Origin of the sequence: Cytobacillus spartinae (assembly GCF_042865285.1) — a bacterium.
In the GTDB taxonomy this organism is placed as follows: domain Bacteria; phylum Bacillota; class Bacilli; order Bacillales; family Cytobacillaceae; genus Robertmurraya_A; species Robertmurraya_A spartinae.
This window is the reverse complement of sequence record NZ_JBIACK010000017.1, coordinates 91,149-112,237: the sequence shown is the minus strand read 5'-3', so window position 1 is coordinate 112,237 and position 21,089 is coordinate 91,149. Positions and strand designations below refer to the sequence as shown.

Here is a 21,089-nt window from a genome sequence, read left to right as displayed (position 1 = left end):
GAACGTATCCCAAATATGTATTGTATGAATACCATCTTAAACAAAACGACTGGATCAATACTTGGACGACCAAGCCCCGAATATAGGTTTTCAACCATGGGATAGATGAACGAGAAATCAATGGCTGGCTCAAGCTTACGTACTAAATGATCATCAGGAACTAATTGATCAATCGTGAGCATTTCTAATTGTTCGCGTTCATTGGATTGGTTTTTAGTCATCATCGTACGTCACCTCAAAAAATTATTACAGTTTAATTAGTTGATTAGAGCGAAGGGCGACGACTCCAGCGGGAAAAGCGGGAAAGTCGAGACCCTGGACTGAGCGTAGCGAGGGAAGCGGCTCGGCCCCGCCCGCGGAAAGCGTTCGCCCGTAGCGTAAATTAACGGTTACCAAGAGTATAACTTTATTTTAATAAAAAAAGGACTGTAGGCAACCTCGAAATTTTCGAGTTTGTCTACAGTCTGAAACGATCCAGTTTTGGATCGTTTTTTTTATAATGAGCTTCTATAAGACATCTTGTTATCCAACTTATTCCCTTTTTGGTAAAATAAAAAGTAAAGTCAAACTATTGGAGTATGGATATGGATAATAAGTGCGTTCACTGTGGTATTTCGTTTCAGATACACCATTCGGGCTATTTATTTGTTTGGTCACATGAAAAACTCTCCTCACCTTTTGAAAAGGAAGACAATGAGTGCTGGAGATATGAGTATGATACGATACATAACTTAGAAAATATATTAAGTAAGTTAGAAGTGCAATTTGGAGAGAAATGTAGAGAAATAAAATGTGGATTAACTAGAAAGTCGAAAAAACCTTACACTACTTATACCCTAAAAAATCTTAAAGCTAGGGTGGCAAATAAGGAGCTTGTGGAAGTCATTCAAAATGGTGAATTAATTAGTCATATACAACCTATCATAGACCTACAACAGGCTAACCAAATTTATGGATATGAATCTCTTTTAAGAACCAACCAAGAAAAACCTGTCCCCCCTGGTATGTTATTTAAAGCTGCAGAAGAGACAGGGATGCTTTCCTTATTAGATCAGCGGGCTAGAGAAGCGGCTATTAAAGCTCGAAAAAAATTCATTAAGGAAGGAGTTAAAAGTTTTATTAACTTCTTACCTTCAACGATTTACAATCCAGATTTTTGTTTAAGACACACATTTTATTTGGTGGACTTGTATGAAATCAATCCGAACGATCTTGTCTTTGAAGTGGTAGAAACAGAAAAAATTGAAGATATTGATCATCTGAAAAGTGTGCTTTCAACCTACAAACGTGAGGGGATGAAGGTAGCACTAGACGATGTAGGTAGTGGGTTTTCCACTCTAGAAACTTTAAAACTGTTAAACCCTGATTATGTAAAAATTGATCGGAGTTATGTGGATCATTGTGATCAAAATAGTGAGAAACAAAGATTTTTATTGAACGTTTTACAGATTTCAAGAGACCTAGGAATTAAAGTTTTGGCGGAAGGAATTGAAAGAAAAGAAGAGTTGGAGTTCTGTCAGAGTATTGGTGTTGATTTAGCACAAGGATACTTTATCGGAAAACCATCGAATCCCGCCATTAATGGAGGAGAATTAGTTGGAGTACGTTCACTTACATAAAGTAGATAAAGAAAAACTAGAAGCTTTTTTTCGTGAGCATTGGGGAAGTAGTCAAATGGTGATTTCTAGCGGGGTATATCAATGTGACTCTTTACCAGGTTATGCTTGCCTAGCAGATGAGCACCAAATAATTGGTCTCGTAACGTATGTGGATCGAGAAGGAGAAAGAGAAATTATTTCTCTAGATAGTATCGTTGAAAAGAGGGGGATAGGGTCTAATCTTATGGAGTTAGTAGAGTCTGAGGCTTCTCAACTGAACATACCTAAAATAACCCTTATTACTTCAAATGATAATATTGATGCTTTAAAGTTTTACCAGAAAAGAGGCTACAGGATGATGGCCATTTTAAAAGATGCAATTGAAAAGGCTAGAATCATAAAGCCCGAGATCCCTTTAGTGGGTTTTTATGGCATTCCAATTAAGGATGAAATTTTACTTGAAAAACCATTGAGGTAAATTGTGACAAATCAATGATAATTGATTAAGCAGTTTAAGATAAATTGAAATATAATGTTTCATAGTGGCATAAATCCTTTATAATAAATAATTATATATTAGGATGTGCCTTTTCTATGTCGATACAAGTAGACCCCAACTGGACCGACCTTGTTCATTATATTGGATTAAAGCAGGAGCATTTAGACCTTCTTCATGACCATAAAGAGTTCTTTGAAAGATATACGAATGAAGTGGTAATGAACTTTTATATTCGTGTGGTTAAAAATGAGACACTATACAAAATCGTAAATCAGCACTCAACCTTTGATCGTGTAAAAAAGACACAATCAATGTATTATAGAAGTTTGTTTTCAGACAAGATAGACGCTGTGTATATTATGTATGTACAAAAAATTGCCCATGTTCATTTTCGAATCGGGCTAAATCCTGAATGGTATTTAGCTGGAGTTCAAACATACTTAGATGAAATATATAACCTTTGTAAAGATATGGAACAGGGAATTGAGATATACCAAGCTTTTACAAAGCGCATTATGTTTGATACTCAGGTTTGTCTCGCAGAATATGAAAAGTTAAAAGAAAATAGTGATGAAAGCAGTTTAAAATGACAGTGATCTATTACTGTCATTTTTTATTTTCTCTTAACCACAATAAGCTGTCACAGGATTGAAATAACCAGTTGTGCACAGTGCTTGCAACGAGATTTTTACTTCTATATAGTTATATTTGTACATACAAATCTAAGGTGACTGACTGAACGGTCATATAAGGGTGAAAGGAGTTTCTGGATGAAAATTAGTAATTTTTCCATTAGGCGTCCCATTTTTACTTTAGTTACAATGTTTCTAGTATTAATTTTAGGGGTCGTTTCCCTTATAAATATTCCTTTAAAGCTGATCCCAGATATTAATCCACCTGTTGGTGTAGTCGTAACCTCTTATCCTGGGGCAAGTCCTGATGAAGTGTTAGAAAAAGTAACAAAACCACTGGAGGCCAATCTAGCTACACTTCCAGGAATAGATACGATGACATCTACATCCCAAGAAAGTGCTAATTTAATATTGATGCAATTTTCTTGGACAACTAATATTGATGAAGTACAAGATGAAATTATCCAGCGCTTAGACCAAACCATGTTACCTGATGGTGTAGAAAGACCACGCTTTCTAAAGTTTGACCCTTCTCAATTTCCTATTATTCAACTTTCGTTAAGCTCAAGTGAAGATGCTGAAGCATTAAGGGAACTTGCAGATCAATTAAAACTAGAGCTTACAAAAGTCGACGGAATAGCTAGCGTTAATTTGTCAGGTACGGCTATTAAGGAAGTAAAAGTAGAACTTGACCAAGAAAAATTAAGGGATTTTAATCTTAGTCAGTCAGATGTCGTGGATGTGATCCAGGCGAACGATATTTCAATGCCAGGTGATACGATTTTAACAGGTGGAAAAGAACTAACAACGAGAATTATAAGTACTGTTGATTCTGTCGATACACTAAAAGATTTAACGGTAACTCTTAATCCTGCAAATGGGGAAAAAATTAAGCTTAGTGATATTAGTAATGTACAATTAGAGAAACAAGATGATCGAACGATTACGAGAACGAATCAAGAAGCTTCCGTACTACTTAGTGTGCTTCAGCAATCGGATGCAAACACTGCTGCCGTTTCAAGGGATTTCATCTCCGAATTAGATGAGCTTTTAGGTAAAGAAAAATACGAAGAGATTGAGTCAGAAATTCTTTTCGATCAAGGTGAGTATATACAGCAAGCAATTGGTAATATATCTAACTCCCTATTATTAGGTGGAGTTTTTGCCATGATTGTTCTCTTCTTTTTCTTAAAGAACGTTAAAAGCCCACTTATTATTGGAATTGCTATTCCGTACTCAGTGATTTTCACCTTTGTTCTCATGTACTTTGCTGATTTCACCCTTAATATCATGACATTAGGGGGATTAGCTCTAGGTATTGGGATGCTTGTTGATAATTCGATTGTTGTGATTGAAAATATTTACCGTCATCTATCAATGGGGAAAGACCCAAAAGAAGCAGCAAGGGATGGTTCAAAAGAAGTTGGCGCGGCGATTACCGCTTCCACTCTTACGACTGTAGCTGTTTTCTTACCGGTTGTTTTTATTACAGGGATTATAGGAGAACTTTTTACTGAGTTTGCATTAACGATTTCTTTTAGCCTATTTGCATCGTTAATTGTAGCCTTAACAGTGGTTCCAATGCTTGCGAGTAGACTGCTTAAAGCGCCTAAAAAGAATATTGAAGAGAAGCGACAAGAATCAGGTATTATGATGGCCCTAGAGGGTTCCATAAAGTGGGCTTTAAGAAATAGACTCGTTGTCATTCTTATTACGCTTGTTTTATTAGCAGGTGGAGGTTACGGGATTACAACGGTCGGAACTCAATTCTTACCTAATACAGATGAGGGCTTTTTTACGATCCGAGTTGAACTTGAAAATGGAACGGCATTAACGGAAACCGAAAAAGTAGTCTCTGCTATAGAGGAACAGTTTGAGGATAAGAGTGACATAGATACGTATGTAAGTTTAATTGGAACAACTCAAGAAGGGTCATTTAGAGGCTCTAAAAATGCAAACATTGCTGAAATTTATGTGAAAATGAAAGAGTTAGAAAATCGTGAGCAATCTACTTTTGAGTTTGTTGATAATGTAAAAAGAGAAGTAGAAAGAGCTGCTTTTAAAATTAATGAAACAGCTGAACTTTCGTTTAATCTTCAGTCTTCATCAGGCTCTACTCCAAACACACTCTCATTTAGTGTAAGAGACTTAAATGAGAAAAGATTAAATGAGTCAGTAAACAGCATCTACAATTCATTGAAGGAATTGGATGATGTAACAGAGATTACTACCGACTTAATGGATACTGTAGAAGAGGTACAAATTACAGTCGATCGAGATAAAGCTTTTGATCAAGGGCTAGCACCAGCTGCCATTGCGATGGTAGTAAATGATGTTACACGTGGCAACCAAGCAACACAAATCATCGATGAAGAATCAAATATTTATGGCGTATATGTGGAATATGACCCAGAGATCACTCAGAACCTAGACAATTTAAGAAAATTACTATTAAAAAAGCCTGATGGCAATTACATTACTCTAGATCAAGTTACGAATATTGAACAAGGAACTGGACCAGTTAATATTCAACGAATTAATCAACAAGACGCTGTACAGTTCACGATTAGATATAAGGATTCCACAAACCTAGGTGCAATTTCAGCACTTGTGGATGAAGAAATTGCTGACCTTGATCTTGCTGAAGAGACTGAAATAGTCTTTAGCGGAGACAGAGATTTATTAGAATCATCCATTGACGATATGCTGATGGCCTTTCTTTTAGCAATCGTCTTCATTTACCTAGTTATGGCTGCACAGTTTGAATCATTAAAATACCCTTTTGTCATAATGTTTACAGTTCCATTGATGGTCATTGGAGTCGCCATTGCTTTAACGATTACCAGAACTCCGGTAAGTTTAACCGCGATTATTGGGATTATCGTTCTTGCCGGGATTGTTGTAAATAATGCCATTGTGATTGTTGATTATATTAATCAGAAGAAAGAAGAAGGCATTAAAACATATGATGCAATAGTTATTTCGGTTAAAGACCGTGCAAGACCTATTTTAATGACAGCACTGACTACAATCTTAGGATTAATACCTTTGGCACTAGGAATTGGTGAAGGAACTGAAATCAATCAGCCTATGGGCATAACGGTTATTGGGGGATTAATTAGTAGTACATTTTTAACATTGTTTGTTATTCCTGTAGTTTACAGCTTCTTTGATAAAGACACAAGAAGGTTGAACAAGATGTATGCAACACCTGATGGTCATCTTATTCCTGCTTATTTGCTTGAAGAGCGGATTGAAAGGAAGAAAAAAGAAGTTCATGTCACAGAAGAAGAAACGAATCTTCCAGTAAAAGATGATAGAAAATACGACAGACAAGAAATGGCATATGTTTTAGAAGAATTGCTAAGACTTGTTAAAGATGAAAAACAAATCGAAAATAAAAAACCGAATCGAGAAGATGATAAAGAATAAAAATGTAAGAAGACCTTTCCTGAATGGAGAGGTCTTTTGTATAGTAATAGAAGGTTTGTCGAATCTTGTCAGTAAATGGTCTAAGAAAATTGTAATAACTCCCAAGAATATAGTGAAAAATAACATTATCGAATATTAGCTGGTGAAAATTATATGAAAAAACTTAATAAACTAGAAGCAGTACTATGGAACGTGGCTTTACCAGGATTTAGTCAATTATTAACAGGTCGAATAATTGTTGGATTTCTCTTTTTAGTTTTAGAGATCGTAATAAATGTTAACAGTCGTTTTAATGTTGCCATTATCCATAGTTTCCATTGGGAAATATCCAAAGCGATTCATGTAGTCGACTATCAGTGGTTAATGTTCTATCCTTGTCTTTATATGTATGCGATGTGGGACGCGTATCGTCATGCCATGCCTGAAACAGAGAAATATTCTTATCTACCTTTTGTGTTCGGAGCTTACTTTGTGACAGTAGGACTGATCTATTCAACCACTTTAAGGCTTTTTGGAGTAATGTTTGGACCTGTTTTTCTTCCTATGCTCTTCCTCATTCCAGGATTACTAATTGGGGGACTCATACGGTATTTTTTACTTAAAAGTAAAACAATGAATCAAGCATGAGAGAAAGACTTTTCGAAAAGGGAAAAGTCTTTTTTTTTTTTGAAAAGAACATGGTCTTTTATTACAAAAAAGTTAAATTAAAATTAAATGTTTTAGAATACACCCCCAGAAATGACACTCCCCGATTCGTAAAGTGTTAGTGAAAGCAGCGGCCGCTAAAAACTATAGAGGTGAATCATACATGAAATTTTTATCAAGCAATGAACTTAATAAAATCGCAAAAAGTACACTAGCAGTTGTTTTAGCAGGTACATTTACATTTTCAACTATTGCAAGTGCAAATACAGGTGAAGGAACTACAACTGAAGTAACTGAAACATCAACAACTACTGAAGCTGATGCAGGACTTACAGTTGTAACAGATAATTCAACTACTTCAGTTGAAGGTGATGTACAAGAGGAAGTAGAAACTGAAACAGAAGTACCTTCTTTAGTACCTGGAAGCTTTTTCTACTTTGCAAAGATTGCCTTAGAAAAAATTAAACTGGCAATTACGATTGATGACGTAAAAGAAGCTGAATTATGGGCTACTTACGCAAATGAGCGTTTAATGGAAGCTGAAGCATTATTTTTAGCTGGTGAAGAAGAAAAAGCACTAGAACTTATTGAAAAAGCATTAGAATCTTTACAGAATGCAGAAGAAATTATTGATGAAAACAATCCATCAGATCCAACCGAGAGTAATGAGGATGCTGATTCTGAAGAAGATGCAAGTTCGGATGACAGTGAGCAAACTGAAGATGAAAACGTAACTGATGAAGAAGACACATCAACTGACGAAGAAGACACATCAACTGACGAAGAGAACGCAACTGACGAAGAGAGCACAACTGAAGAAGTTGCTACTGAAGAAGAAACTACAACTGAGGAAGATCAAACAAATGAAGATGTAGTTGTTGAAGATGAGCAAATTGAGGATTCTGAAGAAAATCCATATGTAGAAGTTGAGAAATTAGTTTCTCAAAACATTATTGCTTTAACTGCAGCAATGGAAAAGGTGAAAAATCCTGTTGCAAAAGCTGCTTTAAAAAGAAACATTGAAAGAAGCTACGCAAAGCTTGCAAAAAAATTGGCAGAACTTGAAGTAGAAGCAGTAGAGTCAGATATAGAGGAAAGCACTAATGAGTCTGTTGAAACAGAAGTAACTACCGAAACAGAAGTAACTACCGAAACAGAAGTAACAACTGAAACAGAAGTAACAACTGAAACAACAGATTCTGAAAGTAATGATGAAGAACAGGTTGAAGAAGGCACTGAAACAGCAGTGGTACCAGTTGTTGGTAAAGAGGTAGCAACTCAAGCAAAAGAAAAAGCTAAAGAAATAAAAGCTGAAGCAAAAGAGCAAAAAGCAGCATTGAAAGAAGAAGCGAAAAAAGTAAAAGAAGAAGCAAAGACTAAAGGTAAAGAAATGAAAGAGCAGGCAAAACAGAACCAAGGAAAAGGTAACGGAAACGGACAGGGCCAAGGAAAAGGTAACAACGGTGAAAAAGGAAACGGTAAGGAATAATTCTTTGCTAATTTAATAAAAAGAGAGCTCCAAATGGAGCTTTCTTTTAAAATGATTGAGTAACTTTCCGTTAAAAATGTTTATGAAAAATTTTTTCCAATAGCTTACCCTTAAAAAATTGCATCATGTATCGTATGATATATTGTGACAATAGAGAGGTGAGACTATTGCTAGGTTTGCTTTTTTTAGCAAAAAAGAAAAAGAACAATATAGAAGAAACTGTTCTTAAAATACAACAGGGTAATGCAGATCTACAAAACGACCTTATAGATTCCTATAAGCCTTTTATTGCAAAGGCTGTATCCTCAGTTTGTAAAAGATATATTAATGAAACTGATGATGAATTTAGTATTGGTCTTATTGCTTTTAATGAAGCTATCCAAAAATATGCACCTGATAAGGGGAATTCCCTTTTAAGCTTCGCTGAGGTACTTATAAAGAGAAGAGTTATTGACTATATTCGGACCCAAGCTAAGCATCAAAACTTAAGTTTTGATACTAATAATCAGAATGACTCAGAGGATGAACTTCCGCAATCGTCTATTGAGGCAAATTTGTCTATTGATGATTATCGTAAGAAGACTGAGGAAGAGTTAAGAAGAAATGAGATTATGCAGTTCTCTCAAGTTCTAATTGATTTTGATCTTTCGTTTCAGGATTTGCTTCAACAATCTCCTAAGCATGCAGATGCTAGAAAAAATGCTATTGAGGTAGCTAATACTCTCGTACATAATGATGAGTTGCGAAATATCTTATTAGAGAAAAAAAGGTTGCCCATAAAGCAGTTAGAGGATCAAGTAGATGTTAGTAGAAAGACAATTGAACGGAATCGTAAATATATTATTGCTATTTCCTTAATTTTAATTGGTGATTATTTATACTTAAAAGATTATATAAAGGGGGTGCTGGAAGCGTGAAAAAAGGAATTATAATGGAAGTGAATGAACAATTTTTAACAATGCTTACCCCGGATGGTGAATTTTTACGAGCCCGAAATACAAATGTTGGCTATGCCATAGGGCAAGAAATTAATTTTTTTCCAATCGAGGTTGAAGATAGAAAAAAGATAGGTATCTTTAACTTTTTTCAAACCTTTAGAGGAAAATCAATTGTTGCTGTTAGCCTAGCTTGTATGTTGCTAATTTTTTCTTTTATCCCTTTTTATAATAGCAACGAAGTGTACGCATATATGTCGATTGACATCAACCCAAGTCTGGAGTTAGCAGTAAATGAAGACTTACAAGTACTTGAACTCATACCTTATAATGATAGTGCAGAAAACATCATTTCCGAAATTAAAGATTGGGAAAAACAAAATATTTCAGCTGTTACTGAGCTTATCCTAACAAAAGTGAAAGAAAAAGGCTTCCTAAAAGAACAAAATAGTGTTGTTATAGGAACTGTTTATATAGGAGAGAGAGTAGAAGAAATTGACCAAAGATTAACAAAAACTGTTAATACTTTGAAGCAGGAAATTAAAGAAGAAAAAGAAAAGGTAATTATCAAAGCAATTGAGGCTACAAAAGAAGAAAGAACTGAAGCTAAGGAAAATGGGGTTACTGTAGGGAAATTCAAAGCATCAAAAAAGGAAAATGGAAATTCTATATCTAATGAGAATAAACCTAATGAGAGTAAACCTAATAAGAATAAACCTAAAGAAAATAAACCTAATAACCCAAGCGACAATAAAATGAATGGTAAAGCAAATGGTCAAAATGCCAACAAAGATAAAAAAGTAAACGAGAACAAAGGGCTGACGAAGAAGGAAGAAAAGGAACAGCAAAATCAGAATAATAAATCTGTACCTCCTGGTCAGGAAAAGAAGGACCAAGGGAATGGAAATAGCAAAAAAGCTAAAGAACAACAAGAAGAAAAAAAAAATAATAAAGGTAAAGATAAAGAACAAGAAAATAAGCGAGCTAATAAAGAAAAAGAAAAGAACAACGAATCTAAAGGAAAAAAGCAAAATAATAATCCAGAGGAAAAGTCCGGCGAATAGCCGGACTTTTTTGTCCATATCTATATTCAGTTATTTTTGATTAAATTGTCCAGAAAGTTGTGATTGAGCTTGTTGCACAAGTCTTTTTGTAATTTCTCCACCTACTGAACCATTTGCGCGAGAAACTGTATCTGAACCTAAGTTCACACCAAATTCTTGAGCGATTTCATACTTAACTTGATCTAAATATTGTTCAATTCCAGGCACTAATAATTTGTTACTACTTGATGCCATTTAAACTCAACTCCTTTCTTGGTACTGCAGAGAATTTTTTCTCTGTAAATATAGTATTAGGCAAAGAATTTATTTCATAAGTGGAAATGTTTTCGTAATTACACAAAGAAAAGCTAATAATAAAAAAGCACCTGAATAAAGAGTCTAATCCTATTTCAGGTGCTTTTATTTTTTTTATTTTCAAGTTTCAACTGCTTCTAACAGTAAATCAACAATATGAACCGCACGTGTTTCACTGCTCATATTTTCTCTTTCAATACCAAGCTTCATCTGTAAAAGGCATCCAGGGTTTGCGGTAACAATAGTGGCAGCATGCGATGCCTTGGTTTGCTCCATTTTGTAGTCAAGAATTTGCATAGACATCTCAGATTCGACGATGTTGTAAATGCCTGCCGAACCACAGCATCGATCCGCATCTTTCATCTCTTTAAATTCGATTCCCTTAATTGACTTTATAAGAGAACGTGGTGCAGAAGCTGTTTTCATTACATTTCTTAAGTGACAGGAATCTTGATATGTGACTACCTGAAAAGGAAGTTGTAAATTCTGTTTTTTATGAAAATCAACTTCATAAAGGATTTCGGTAATATCCTTTAATTTAGCTGTAAATGCTTTTGCTCGATCATTCCATTCATGATCATCTTTTAATAAATGGTCATAATCAATTAGGAAGGCACCGCATCCCCCAGCATTGGTTATGATATAATCGACGTCCAATTCCTCAAAAGCGACAATATTCCTTTTTGCAAGCTCCTTGGAACCGTCTTTCTCCCCGCTATGTCCGTGAAGTGCCCCACAGCAATTTTGGTTTTTAGGAATAACAATCTCACAACCAGCAAGTTGTAGGAGCTTTATTGTGGCATTATTGGTTTCAAGGAACATAGTGTCCATTAGACACCCAGTAAAAAAGGCTACTTTTTTCGTTCTTTCACCAGTGGCTTCGACATGTTCTGGACGGTTTTTCATCTCTTTCATCGTTGGTACCTTGGGTAAGACTTTTTCCATTGTTGCCATGCTATCAGGAAAAAGTTTCATAAAACCGACTGACCTGACAAATGTTTGAAGTCCAGATCTTTGATAAATTCCTAAAAGTCCAGTTACAGTTCGCATCCTGTTCTGGTGAGGAAATAATTCTTCAAAAACGATGTGACGTACGGCACGAACAGGAAGAGAATGCTTTTTATTTTGATTGATAATGTCCCGTGCTTCTTCAAGAAGATGACCATATTTCACTCCAGATGGGCAAACAGGTTCACAAGCTCGACAGCCCAAGCAGAGGTTTAGAGATCGTTCAACATCCTCATCTGGCTCAATTAATCCATCAACCACAGCCTTCATTAACGCTATACGACCGCGTGGTGAATGGGTTTCCTTGTATCCAGATGTTATATAAGTTGGGCATGAGGGCAAACAAAAACCGCATCTCATACAATTTAGTAACTCATTCTCATCCATTCGACTTTGGAATTCTTTTTGAATGGCTTGCTGTTCTTTAAGTGTCGTCATTGTGTTACCACCACTCGTTTTCTACTTTCTTTTGCAAATACCTTCCCAGGGTTCATGATGTTATTAGGGTCTAATGCGGATTTAACTGCCTGCATAGCAGCAATCCCTTGTGCACCGAGCTTTAACTCAAGATAAGGTGCTTTCATAACCCCAACGCCGTGTTCACCTGTAATGGTCCCACCTAATTCAATTGCTCTTATAAAAATTTCTTCGAAAGCTTTCTCAACTCTTTCCATTTCTTCATGATTTCTTACGTCAGTTGGGCATGTTGGATGCAAGTTTCCATCGCCTGCATGACCAAATGTACAAATAGTTAAGTCATACTTTTCTGCAATTTCATTGATTGCTTTAACCATACGGGCAATTTCTGACCGTGGAACAGTAGCATCTTCTAGAATGGTGGTTGGTTTTAGGCGAGCGAGTGCTGACAATGCATTTCGCCGTGCAGTTCGGAGTGCTTCAGCTTCTTCTTCTGATTTAGCAACCTGTACGGAGATCGCTTGTTCCTGCTTGCAGATTTCAGCCATTCTAAACATATCACGCTCAACAACTTCCGGTGGGCCGTCCTGTTCAATTAATAACACGGCTTGAACATCGGTAGGTAACCCGATTTGAGCATGAGCCTCAACTACTTTAAGGGTAGGTTGATCCAAAAACTCTAAGGTAGCTGGGATGATTCTATTGGCAATAATCTTAGATACCGAGCGAGCTGCTGCATCGATATCTTGATACAGGGCAAGCATTGTCTTTTTCGTTTCAGGGAGTGGAATAAGTTTGAGAGTTGCCTCAGTAATAACTCCTAATGTACCCTCAGACCCAACAAATAAGCGAGTAAAATCATAGCCAGCTACATCTTTAGCGAGCTTTCCACCTGTTCTAATAACATCTCCATTTGCAAGGACTGCTTCTAATCCCATAACATAATCCCTAGTTACTCCATATTTTAGACCCCGTAAACCACCAGAATTTTCGTTAATATTTCCACCAATCGTGGAAATTTTCATGGAGCTAGGGTCAGGAGGATAAAATAATCCTTTTGCTTCAACTTCTTGAATCATGTTCAGGGTAATTATTCCTGGCTGTACGGTAACGGTTAAGTTTTCTTCATCAATTTCAATGATTTTATTCATATGTTTAAAAAGAAGGACGATTCCGCCTTCTGTAGGACATGTGCCTGCGCATAAATTGGTACCAGAGCCTCTTGGGACAATCGGAATCTTATACTCATTACATACTTTAACGATTGCTGATATCTCATTCGTATTTCTTGGGCTTAAAACAGCATCTGGTAAGGATTGGAAATTAGGTGTTGCATCGTAAGAATACACCAGTCTACTGGCTTTATTATCCTCATAGTTTTCTTGACCAACAATTGAAATAAGTTTATGTTTTATATCTGTAGTTAACATTTCCCCACTCTCCCGTATAAGCGCTTTCACTATTACCTTTCCTTAAAGTATAAAAAAAAGCGGCATGAACCGCTATGGATAACTATACGAAAAATATGATTGAAATAAGAATTATTTTGTATGTTTATCTAACAAAACAAATGCCAAATAAATTAAAAACAAGTCATCAAGATGCCGAGGGTTTAAATTTGTCAGTTCACTAATCTTCTTTAGACGATAATGTAAGGTATTAATATGAACATGAAGTACATCAGCCGTATTTTTTAGCGAAAAGTTTTGATCAAGAAGTGCCCTTAACGTATACTCCAAATCCTTATCCTCTAGAAGATTCCCAATCGTTCTTTGAATAAAGTCGTTCTTTGTTTCGCGTTTAATTTCTTCAAGGATCATTTCTAACCTTAAATCTTCATCGTAGACAATCCTATTATTAATGGTACTTGATTTGATTGCTCTTTCTGCTTGCTGATACGACTCGTACAATTTTACAGAATTGACAACTGCTCCTACTCCGATTGTTATAGGCAGCCCTAATTGTTCAGTTAAGAAATGTTGAAATCTAATAACTCGTTCTTTAAAATATGTTTTACTTTGATATTCCGCATTTGCAAATATACATATAATTCGGTTATTCCCCCAGCGAACAATCAAATCATCATTACCAAGTTCATTCCAAGTAAATACTGAAGCCCATGCTTCTCGATGGAGATGAAAGGATTCGTGTTTAAACTCAGCAATCATGATCCTTCGATTCAGCTCAAGGTTAATATTCAGTAACTTTGCACGACTAATGAACGTAGAATCCCAGTCTCTTAATTGAATCCAATCGAAGAGGAAAGCTTCCATTGTTCTGGATTGCCAGTCCAACTGTTCAGTATAGTAACTCTCACTGATTAATAGTTCTGTCATTTTTCGGATAATTTCTCCATAAGGTGATACGGTGTCTGGGGTACCAGTAATTCCAATGACTCCAATAACATCTCCTTGAAAGAAAACGGGTAGGTTAATTCCAGCCTTGACTCCTTGTAAGATGGCTTCATCTTTTTTTGAAATAACGATTTTGTCCTTCTGTTTACAAGCAATTAAAGCACCTTCATGAAACGTATCAATTCTCTTTGGGTCAGTACTAGCGATAATAATTCCAGTCGTATCAACTACGATAATATCTTCAGTAAGAAGTTTTCTAACTTCAGCGACAACCTTTTCTGCAAGCTCTCTTATAAGCATTAAATGACTTCCTTCCGGCCTGTGAATAATTCTATTATATAAGCTTTTAATGTATATGGAGATACTATTTCGTTTAGTTCCATAAAGTTCTATCTAGACTTTAATTGAAACGATTGCCCATGTTCGAGATCAAGGGGAATGTGTAATATAAAGAGGAGTTTATTTTTGCTAGTAATTTTGTTATATTTGTAAAATGTTCTATTATAGTAATGAATATAGATCGCACTAAATCACTTTATTTATGAAAAAGTATTTCGCGAGTCTAGAATATATTAAGTAAATCATTTCCTAAGCCTTCCAATATTAGGTCTGATTCTTTATTATAGGTTTATAAAGTACCGAAAGGACAGGTTACATACATGTGGCATTCTTTAAAACTTGCAATTAATAAACTTACACCTGCCCAAGCGATTGTCGGATATTATTTTTTAGCTGTCAGCGTATCCGTTCTTCTCCTCAGTATTCCCATTGTACATAAGCCTGGTGTAGAAGTTTCATTTATAGATACTTTGTTTACAGCAGTAAGTGCTGTTAGTGTAACAGGTTTAACGGTCATTAACATATCAGAAACATACAGTGTTTATGGCGTTTTTGTATTGATGTTTGTTCTACAATTTGGTGGTATCGGGGTAATGACTTTAGGAACCTTTTTCTGGTTATTACTTGGTAGGAAAATTGGGTTGAAAGAACGAAGATTGATTATGGTGGATCATAATCAAACAAGCTTAGCAGGATTAGTTAATCTGATTAAAGAAATATTAAAAATAATTTTAATTATAGAATTCATAGGAATGTTAATACTAGGATTTTATTTTTTAAATTATTATGATGATTGGAAAGTGGCTTTTTTACATGGATTATTTGCTTCGGTTAGTGCAACCACTAACGGGGGCTTTGATATCACTGGCCAATCATTAATTCCGTTTGCTGACGATTATTTTGTTCAGCTGATTAACATTGTTTTAATAACCTTAGGTGCAATTGGGTTTCCGGTGCTAATCGAATTAAAGCAGTTCTTATTTCCGAAAGAGAAAAATCTTACCTTTAGATTTTCACTTTTTACAAAGCTAACATCTGTTACTTTTCTTGGATTATTAATTTTCGGAACTATTTTTATTTTGATTTTTGAATGGAAGAACACTTTTCAGGATGTTTCATGGCATAAGTCATTTTTCTATGCATTTTTCCAGTCCGTTTCAACAAGAAGTGGTGGCCTAGCTACTATTGATGTAAGTGAATTTGCTGAACCGACATTGATTGTAATGAGCGCACTAATGTTTATAGGGGCATCACCAAGTTCTGTTGGTGGAGGGATTAGAACAACTACCTTTGCCCTCAATATTTTATTTCTATATCATTTTGCAAAAGGAAACCGCCATATTAAGGTTTTTAATCGAGAATTGCATGAAGAAGATATCATTAAATCTCTTGCTGTTTCATTACTTGCCGTAGCACTTTGTTTTGTATCCGTAACGGTTCTTTCCATCACAGAGTCACACTCTTTCATCGAAATCCTCTTTGAGGTTTGTTCTGCATTCGGTACAACAGGACTGTCGATGGGAATAACGCCAGACTTATCTACTATTGGTAAGTGTGTCATCATGGTTTTAATGTTTATTGGAAGAATTGGGCTACTATCGTTCTTATTTATGATTGGTGGTAAAGAAAAGAAAACAAAATATCATTATCCAAAAGAGCGTGTAATTATTGGATAAAAAAATCCAGGGATAATCCCTGGATTTTTGTTATGCCAAAATTTTAGTCTTTCCCGTGACTAACATCCTTTGTTGGATGCATGAACGGATACCCTTTTGGAGGTTTCTTGCTTTCGATTAATTCTCTGTTTTCGGCTGTATTCCAGCCTATATCATTAGTTGGGTGGACCCATTCATCTCCAGACATGATAGCGGGATCGGTGTCCTCTGACCATTGTTCTAATGGAGAGTTGGGGGAGGAGTACTTACTATCTCCAATGATTACACCATGAGAATTCTCAAAAGGTGGTTCCATTTTAATACCTGTATCTTTAAAGTCGGGAGAATTAATTTGGTGAGGCATTGTCTCATCTATTGAAACCTTTTCGAATTGCTTTTTCTTTTTTTTCGTCATTTCTCTCATCCTTTTTTCCGTCATTGTTGATTGTTTGGAAAAATCAATTAAGCATAGTTTCTGTATTATCTTTCTTTTTATGAACTAGTTTCTTTTGTAAAAAAAGGCAGAAATAAAGAGGATAGACAAGTCTCAAACTAATAACGAAATAATGTTTAATCAAGGAGGATGAAAAAAATGGCAAAAAGAAAAGCAGAACATAATGCTGTTGAGAAATATAGTAAAACCCCTAAGAGAAACTTGGAGGAATCTGATTTTACCCCGGAATTTAGTAACGGTGAAAATGATATGAAAGGATTTAACCGCAATTCGAAGCATGGTAGAGAGGGAAGAGCGTAATATGGAAAACAAGAAAGAAAAAGATGCATCTAACGTCGAGTTTGGTATTGAGTTTGGTGATTTTAATGCAGCTAAGCATTTAGAAACTCCATATATGAACAAAGATAAAAAGAAGAAGGAAAGTAAAAAAGAGGATTGCTGATGAATGGTACTGAGGGTCGTCGATATTGTCCCATAAGTAGCCGAAAAAATCTCAGAGTCGCCGATTTATTTTAGAACTTGCCGAAAAGAATTTAAATGTAGTCGAATACCCACCCGCATATGCAAAAAGGTCAGGCACTAAAAATGTGTCTGACCTAAAATTATTTAATTATCCTTGATTAGCAGTTGTTTTTTCACCACTACAACCAAACAGAAGCGTCTTCTCGTTTGCAGGATCAAAATAAGCAAGTAAATGTGTGTTTTCCAGCTTTATTTTCCCTGAATACATATATTCGTTTAAATTGAATGCTAATTCTTCAAGCATCGTGTGTTTATAGAGCTCTTTTTCCTGCAAACCTAGTTTTACAAACTCTTGTCCAAGTAGGGCAGGGTTTTGTAAAATACTTTGATATATGACTGAGCGTTGATCTTTTTCAAAGCTTGGATCCCACCAAGGCTTTCTAGGTTTATATTTTGCATTTGATAGGTAATCAAGCTTCATCAGACCGACAACGATATCTAGGTCCTTAAGCTTCTTAGATTGTAGAAACTCATATAATCTCTTAAATAAATCCTCTAACTGGTGCCCAATTCGAGACCAGCCCTTATCCTCCCAGAATGATCCAAATTGTTGGAAGAAATCAAATGGAGATGTAAATGAATTCGTTACTAAATACTCGATCGTGTGATCCATTCGGTGATCATTCCAATACTTTTCAAGAACATCTTCCACCTGTTTAATTCGAATGATGTCATCAAAGGATAACACATTGTTTCCTAAGATTTCATATGGGGAGTGATCCATATAGATATATTGGTGATCTTCTGCACGCAGGCGTAATCCTGTTCCTCTTAGCATTTTTAGGAAACCTAGCTGAAGTTCTTCTGGTCTCAATGCAAATACATCATTAAAGGTGTTCTTAAATGAATCATAATCTTCTTCTGGTAACCCAGCGATTAAATCAAGATGCTGTGCAATTTTTTGTCCTTCTTTAACCATGGTAACGGTACGAGTAAGTTTTTCGAAATTTTGCTTTCTCATAACAAGTTCATTTGTATAATCATTTGTTGATTGTACACCAATCTCAAATCTAAACAATCCAGGAGGTGCCTCTTTATTTAGGAAATCAATTACTTCTGGTCTCATGATATCGGCGGTTATCTCAAATTGAAAAACAGTACCTGGGAGGTGCTCATCAATCAAGAATTGAAACATCTCTAGGGCATAACTTCTACTAATATTAAATGTGCGGTCCACGAACTTAATGGTCTTTGCTCCATTTTTCATTAAGTAGCGAATATCATCCTTCACTTTCTCACGGTCAAAATATCTAACCCCTACTTCAATGGAAGAAAGACAGAATTGACAGCTAAATGGACATCCACGGCTTGTTTCAATGTAAATCACTCGTTTTGATAGATGTGGAAGGTCCTCTTCAAATCTAAAAATAGAAGGAAGTTCTTTCAAATCTAACTTATTTCTCTGTGGGTTAATGCTGATTTTTCCTTCATGTCGGAAAGCAATACCTGGAATGGTGCTAACTTCACCGCCATCTCTGATTGAAGTCAAGAGTTGCTTAAATGTTTCTTCTCCTTCACCAATTACAACAAAGTCAAATTGAGGTACCTGCTCCATCCAATCTTGTACATCGTAAGTTACCTCTGGGCCACCAACGACAATAGTAATAGAAGGATCAATCTTTTTAATCATCTTAACGACTTTAATGGTCTCTTCAATATTCCAAATATAACAACTAAATCCGATAATCGTAGGCTTCTTCTGAATAAGGTCTGTGACGATGTTCATGGTAGGATCTTTTATCGTATATTCAACTAATTGAATATCAAACTCTGGTTGAGCGTATGCCTTCAAATATCGGATGGCAATATTGGTATGAATATATTTTGCATTTAAAGTAGCTGCAATAATGTTCATCTATTCTAACCCCTTCTAGGTAGGATTCATAAAATTTATTTAAAAATTGTTTTGTTTTCATTCCAAAATCCCATTCTACCACATTTTAACCATGATGGGGTAAGGCAAAACATAGAAAGGAATCAATGGCTCAATGGAAAGTTCATATGGCTTGTAAATTTTATGTTACTTATCGTAATGAATAGCCTTATAATTAATCTTATACAAGATATGTAACCGTAGATAAGAGAGGTGAGAAGCGTGGAATATAAGCGAATAAAGCCTAAAAAAATATACGAAGAAGTGGCTGATACACTTTTAACTATGATTAAAAATGGAGATTTAAAACCAGGGGATAAGCTTGATTCTGTTCAACAGCTAGCTGAGAACTTTCAAGTAGGACGTTCGGCTATTAGGGAGGCACTAAGTGCTCTGAGAGCGATGGGACTTGTTGAAATGAAGCAGGGAGAAGGCACTTATATTAAAGGGTTTGAGGCAAGCCAAATCACGATGCCACTTACGACAGCCATTTTAATGAATAAAGAGGATGTCATCAATCTTTTAGAAGTTCGAAAAATTATTGAAACTGGTGCTGCAGCGTCTGCTGCGAAGAATCGCTCTAAAGAAAATCTAGAGTCCATGCAAAAAGCTTTAAATGAAATGAAAATAGCATATGGTAATGAAGAACTAGGGGAAAAATCAGATTTAGAATTCCATTTAGCTTTGGCAAACGCTTCACAAAATCCATTATTAGTAAGTTTGTTAAACCATGTATCAGAATTAATGGTAAAGACGATGAAAGAAACTAGGAGACTTTGGTTATTTTCGAAAGATGAAACGAGTGAGAAACTATACGAAGAGCACCTTTCTATTTATGTTGCCATTGAGGAGCAAAATGAAGAAAAGGCTCGTTCTTGTATGCTAAAACATCTTGAAAATGTAGAAAACCTTTTAAATGATTATTTTCAAGATAAACCTGATTCGAATTTATAAATATTATCGGCATTTAGTAAATTCAAAGCTATTAGACCCTTTCATTTTGTTTTAAGAATGTTCAAAAAAATAAATCCCACTATGAACAAATTCTGTTATAGTTGAACTATTAATATTTTTGTATATATAAGCTTAGGTCATCAGATGACCGGTTGACTGAATTTTTTGCAAAATAAAAATGAAGGTTTTAGGAGAGAGGACAAATGAAAGTTACCCTTTTTGCTACATGTATAGTAGATATGTTTCAAGGGAATGTGGGAAAAGCGACTGTTGAATTATTAGAGCATCTTGGCTGTGAGATTGATTTTCCTGAATCCCAAGTTTGCTGTGGTCAACCAGCCTATAACAGTGGGTATGTGAAGGAATCAAAGGAAGCCATGAAAAGAATGATAAATGCTTTTTCACATGCTGAGTACGTCGTTTCCCCTTCAGGCTCATGCGCAACGATGTTTAAGGAATATCCTCATATTTTTAAAGGGGATCAGGAGTGGGAGCAGAAAGCTCAAGCTCTTGCTGACAAAACATACGAATTAACGCAATTTATTGTGGATGTGTTAAAGGTAGAGGATGTTGGTGCTAAATTTAATGGAAGGGCAACCTACCATACTTCATGCCATATGACGAGATTACTAGGTGTTAAGGATGCACCGATGAAACTCTTAAGTCATGTTAAAGGTCTGGAATTCACTGAGCTACCAGGAAAGGAAAAATGTTGTGGATTCGGAGGAACGTTTTCAGTGAAAATGGCTCAAATCTCTGAGCAAATGGTGGATGAAAAAGTCCAGCATGTTGAAGAAACGGAGGCTGACTTCTTAATAGGTGCTGATGGTGGTTGTTTAATGAACATTGGTGGACGTATTGTGAGAAAGGGAAAACCGATAAAAGTCCTGCATATAGCAGAGGTTCTAAACAACCGTTAATCTTC

Annotated in this window: 20 protein-coding genes; 13 read left to right on the top strand and 7 right to left on the bottom strand. The window is 35.6% G+C overall.

Translation table 11 applies throughout. The features are described 5' to 3' along the window. Window positions 1-224: transposase (locus ACFYKX_RS23900; RefSeq protein WP_389364287.1), on the bottom strand; the 224-nt coding region annotated here is incomplete at its 3' end. Window positions 225-584: 360 nt separating this feature from the next. Between ACFYKX_RS23900 and ACFYKX_RS23895 the strand changes: the two genes are divergently transcribed. From ACFYKX_RS23895 to ACFYKX_RS23860, 8 genes are all read left to right on the top strand, one after another. Continuing rightward, window positions 585-1,619, top strand: coding sequence for an EAL domain-containing protein (locus ACFYKX_RS23895; RefSeq protein WP_389364285.1), 1,035 nt, complete (start codon window positions 585-587; stop codon window positions 1,617-1,619). Beyond that, complete coding sequence (locus ACFYKX_RS23890) at window positions 1,597-2,076, top strand: GNAT family N-acetyltransferase (protein ID WP_389364283.1); 480 nt, start codon at window positions 1,597-1,599, stop codon at window positions 2,074-2,076. Before ACFYKX_RS23895 ends, ACFYKX_RS23890 begins: the two co-directional genes overlap by 23 nt. A gap of 116 nt (window positions 2,077-2,192) precedes the next feature. Next, complete coding sequence (locus ACFYKX_RS23885) at window positions 2,193-2,687, top strand: protoglobin domain-containing protein (RefSeq protein ID WP_389364281.1); 495 nt, start codon at window positions 2,193-2,195, stop codon at window positions 2,685-2,687. A gap of 180 nt (window positions 2,688-2,867) precedes the next feature. Continuing rightward, complete coding sequence (locus ACFYKX_RS23880) at window positions 2,868-6,161, top strand: efflux RND transporter permease subunit (RefSeq protein WP_389364279.1); 3,294 nt, start codon at window positions 2,868-2,870, stop codon at window positions 6,159-6,161. Window positions 6,162-6,314: 153 nt separating this feature from the next. Next, the gene (locus tag ACFYKX_RS23875; RefSeq protein WP_389364277.1) at window positions 6,315-6,788 is read left to right on the top strand and encodes a hypothetical protein; all 474 of its coding nucleotides are present in this window, start codon (window positions 6,315-6,317) and stop codon (window positions 6,786-6,788) included. A 181-nt stretch (window positions 6,789-6,969) separates the two neighbouring features. Continuing rightward, entirely contained in the window at window positions 6,970-8,295 is a 1,326-nt protein-coding gene (locus tag ACFYKX_RS23870; RefSeq protein ID WP_389364275.1) for a DUF5667 domain-containing protein, read from the top strand. Between the two features lie 158 nt (window positions 8,296-8,453). Then, on the top strand, window positions 8,454-9,212 hold the full coding sequence (gene sigI / locus ACFYKX_RS23865) for an RNA polymerase sigma factor SigI (RefSeq protein ID WP_389364273.1): 759 nt from the start codon (window positions 8,454-8,456) through the stop codon (window positions 9,210-9,212). Beyond that, entirely contained in the window at window positions 9,209-10,294 is a 1,086-nt protein-coding gene (locus ACFYKX_RS23860; protein ID WP_389364271.1) for an anti-sigma factor domain-containing protein, read from the top strand. The genes sigI and ACFYKX_RS23860 overlap by 4 nt, the downstream gene beginning before the upstream one ends. Window positions 10,295-10,324: 30 nt before the next feature. Here ACFYKX_RS23860 and ACFYKX_RS23855 read toward each other — a convergent pair whose 3' ends face one another. The 4 genes from ACFYKX_RS23855 to ACFYKX_RS23840 all read right to left on the bottom strand — a co-directional run bounded on the left by ACFYKX_RS23855 (window position 10,325) and on the right by ACFYKX_RS23840 (window position 14,667). Next, on the bottom strand, window positions 10,325-10,528 hold the full coding sequence (locus tag ACFYKX_RS23855; RefSeq protein ID WP_389364269.1) for a small, acid-soluble spore protein, alpha/beta type: 204 nt from the start codon (window positions 10,526-10,528) through the stop codon (window positions 10,325-10,327). 180 nt (window positions 10,529-10,708) lie between these two features. Beyond that, on the bottom strand, window positions 10,709-12,034 hold the full coding sequence (locus tag ACFYKX_RS23850; protein WP_389364268.1) for a (Fe-S)-binding protein: 1,326 nt from the start codon (window positions 12,032-12,034) through the stop codon (window positions 10,709-10,711). Continuing rightward, window positions 12,031-13,443: a glycolate oxidase subunit GlcD gene (gene glcD / locus ACFYKX_RS23845; protein WP_389364266.1), complete on the bottom strand. Its 1,413-nt coding sequence runs from the start codon at window positions 13,441-13,443 to the stop codon at window positions 12,031-12,033. The genes ACFYKX_RS23850 and glcD overlap by 4 nt, the downstream gene beginning before the upstream one ends. A 111-nt stretch (window positions 13,444-13,554) precedes the next feature. Continuing rightward, the gene (locus ACFYKX_RS23840; RefSeq protein WP_389364264.1) at window positions 13,555-14,667 is read right to left on the bottom strand and encodes a CdaR family transcriptional regulator; all 1,113 of its coding nucleotides are present in this window, start codon (window positions 14,665-14,667) and stop codon (window positions 13,555-13,557) included. A 359-nt stretch (window positions 14,668-15,026) separates the two neighbouring features. Between ACFYKX_RS23840 and ACFYKX_RS23835 the strand changes: the two genes are divergently transcribed. Further along, entirely contained in the window at window positions 15,027-16,382 is a 1,356-nt protein-coding gene (locus ACFYKX_RS23835) for a TrkH family potassium uptake protein (protein WP_389364262.1), read from the top strand. A gap of 43 nt (window positions 16,383-16,425) precedes the next feature. Here ACFYKX_RS23835 and ACFYKX_RS23830 read toward each other — a convergent pair whose 3' ends face one another. Then, entirely contained in the window at window positions 16,426-16,776 is a 351-nt protein-coding gene (locus tag ACFYKX_RS23830) for a DUF3905 domain-containing protein (protein WP_389364260.1), read from the bottom strand. Window positions 16,777-16,953: 177 nt separating this feature from the next. Here ACFYKX_RS23830 and ACFYKX_RS23825 point away from each other — a divergent pair, with 177 nt between their 5' ends. Together ACFYKX_RS23825 and ACFYKX_RS23820 are read left to right on the top strand one after the other, a co-directional pair. Next, window positions 16,954-17,115, top strand: coding sequence for a hypothetical protein (locus tag ACFYKX_RS23825; RefSeq protein ID WP_389364258.1), 162 nt, complete (start codon window positions 16,954-16,956; stop codon window positions 17,113-17,115). Window position 17,116: 1 nt separating this feature from the next. Further along, window positions 17,117-17,257, top strand: a complete 141-nt coding sequence (locus ACFYKX_RS23820) for a hypothetical protein (RefSeq protein WP_389364256.1) — start codon at window positions 17,117-17,119, stop codon at window positions 17,255-17,257. Between the two features lie 168 nt (window positions 17,258-17,425). Here the strand turns inward: ACFYKX_RS23820 and ACFYKX_RS23815 are convergent, their stop codons facing one another. Next, complete coding sequence (locus ACFYKX_RS23815) at window positions 17,426-19,192, bottom strand: B12-binding domain-containing radical SAM protein (protein ID WP_389364254.1); 1,767 nt, start codon at window positions 19,190-19,192, stop codon at window positions 17,426-17,428. A 240-nt stretch (window positions 19,193-19,432) separates the two neighbouring features. Between ACFYKX_RS23815 and ACFYKX_RS23810 the strand changes: the two genes are divergently transcribed. Both ACFYKX_RS23810 and ACFYKX_RS23805 read left to right on the top strand, forming a co-directional pair. Further along, complete coding sequence (locus ACFYKX_RS23810) at window positions 19,433-20,164, top strand: FadR/GntR family transcriptional regulator (protein WP_389364252.1); 732 nt, start codon at window positions 19,433-19,435, stop codon at window positions 20,162-20,164. Between the two features lie 203 nt (window positions 20,165-20,367). Beyond that, window positions 20,368-21,084: a (Fe-S)-binding protein gene (locus ACFYKX_RS23805; RefSeq protein WP_389364250.1), complete on the top strand. Its 717-nt coding sequence runs from the start codon at window positions 20,368-20,370 to the stop codon at window positions 21,082-21,084. Window positions 21,085-21,089 lie beyond the last annotated feature (5 nt).